We start from the raw sequence: 2,124 nt of genomic DNA on the forward strand, positions 1-2,124 counted from the left end.
TTTCCACCCGCAGAACCACCATTGCGATTGCGGTTAGTGTTCGAACCATTGGTGTTGTTGCCATTGGTATTATTACTACCGTTTCCAGTGCCACCATTTCCGTTACCATCGTTCTTGGTGTTATCGTTGCCAGTACCATCGCCCGAGCCATTGGTATTATCGTTGCCATTATTCGAGCCATTACCAGGGTTATTCGGGTTGTTACCAGGCTTATCACCCGAACCACCTCCGTTAGGATTCAATCCACCACCTGGATTACCTCCGCCAGGCGTTTGATTTGGATCTGGAGTTGGATCTGGAGTTGGTTCAGGCTCAGGCTCTGGTGTAGGCGGCAGCGGAGTCGGAGTTGGATCAGGATCTGGATTCTTAATTCTTGATTTATCTACTTCAAGATTATAAGTTTGAAAAACATCATTTACATTCGCTATTGCCCTCGAAGCAGCATAGTTTCCAGTAAGTTCGGGATGAGTTTCCTGCAACTCCTTTATCTTACTTTCAATAGCTGTATTAACAACAGATTTCACAGCTTCGATATCATTCTTATTTTGTTCTTCATCATTATCATCATCATGAGCTTCGGAACTAATATAAACTGCAGGGAAATCATTAATATCAATACTGTGACTAGTAGAACCAGTAAAAGTCAAAGTTACTTGCTTCTTGGTCTTCAAGTTAAAAATAGCAGACTTAGTATTTATTTTTACACCAGGCCATTCATGAATAATAATTATTGAATCATACAGATTTCCAAATATTTCATTAATTTGCTTTTGGCTTAATTTCTCTAATACAAAACCGTCTAATTCAAGCCTTCCCTGAAAATCTTTTAATTTTTGCATAAGATTTTTTAAGAAGATTACGTAATTATCTTCACTAATATGCTCGTCTGTAACTAAACTCACTAAATCAATATAAGGTAAATCTTTATTAAATGTCCAATTATTAAGAGCACTAATGTCGGTTAATGTTTCACTTCCTGCAAACATCCCGCCCATTTTTGAGACGTTTCTAACATCCCAATTTTTAACAGCATTAAGATCTGACACACTCCTCTTACAATAATCAGCATCAGTAAAAATACCGCACATACCCCCGCTAGCTTTTACACTTCGCAAACAGTTAGCAAACATTCTTTGCATATTAGTAACGTTACCTGTGTTCCAGTTTGCTACACCATTAATATTTAGTAGCGATTCGCAATCCTCAAACATGTAAGACATGTCAGTTACATTACTAGTTTTCCAGTTTTGCAATCCATCCAAATTTTTGAGTTTTTTGCAATTAGAAAACATACCCTTCATATTTTTTACATTTGACGTATCCCAGCTTTTCAAAGCATCAATATTTACTAAATTCTTTCCAAAATAAAACATTCCTCCCATATCAGTAACGTTACGTACATCCCAATTACTAATAGGGTTTAAAAAAGTTGAACTTTGTTGATAACTATCAAAATCATTAAAAAAACAACTACTAAACATTGAATTCATATTAGTGACATTGCTTGTGTTCCACTTCTCTAAACCATCCAAGCCTTTCAAATATTTGCACCCACTAAACATATACGACATATCAGTAACATTGCCCGTATTCCACTTCTCCAAGCCGTTCAAACTCTCAAGACTCTTGCACCAGCTAAACATGTACGACATATCAGTAACGTTGCTTACATCAAATTGATCAATATTGCCAAGAGATGCAATGTGAGTCTCGCTAAACAATCCTTCAATACTGCCATAGCCATATACTCTGCCCTCAAATTTTAAAGTGGCACCATACATATTATTACTTTTAAGCTTATCGCGAATAGCTTCAAATTCTGCTGATCTAAGGTCGGCACTAATAATGCCCTCATTGGCATTATTCTTTGGCTTGATTACAAGGTATTTAACGCCATTTTCATCTTTAATTTCAGCCTCGCAACCAGCCATGTTATTTGCTTTATCTTCACTAATACTAGTAGCTGTAACAGTCGGAACAGCAGAACGATCAGAATTCTGTACACCCCCCCCCCGTAACAGAATTAGCAGCTTTAGCGACGTTAGCAGCAGGCGATTTAACAACACTAGAAGAAGAAGCAACACTTGAAACAGCAGAAGCATTGGCCACAACTCCCCCAGTTAT

The 2,124-nt window shown here is 37.5% G+C and carries 1 protein-coding gene; it reads right to left on the reverse strand.

All coding sequences use genetic code 11. The features are described 5' to 3' along the window. The coding region (locus tag HMPREF3216_RS02420) for a BspA family leucine-rich repeat surface protein (RefSeq protein ID WP_230953850.1) at positions 1-1,931 on the reverse strand (1,931 nt) is incomplete at its 3' end. Positions 1,932-2,124: the final 193 nt, after the last annotated feature.

The organism is Gardnerella vaginalis (assembly GCF_001546455.1).
GTDB classification, from domain to species: Bacteria; Actinomycetota; Actinomycetes; order Actinomycetales; family Bifidobacteriaceae; genus Bifidobacterium; species Bifidobacterium vaginale_B.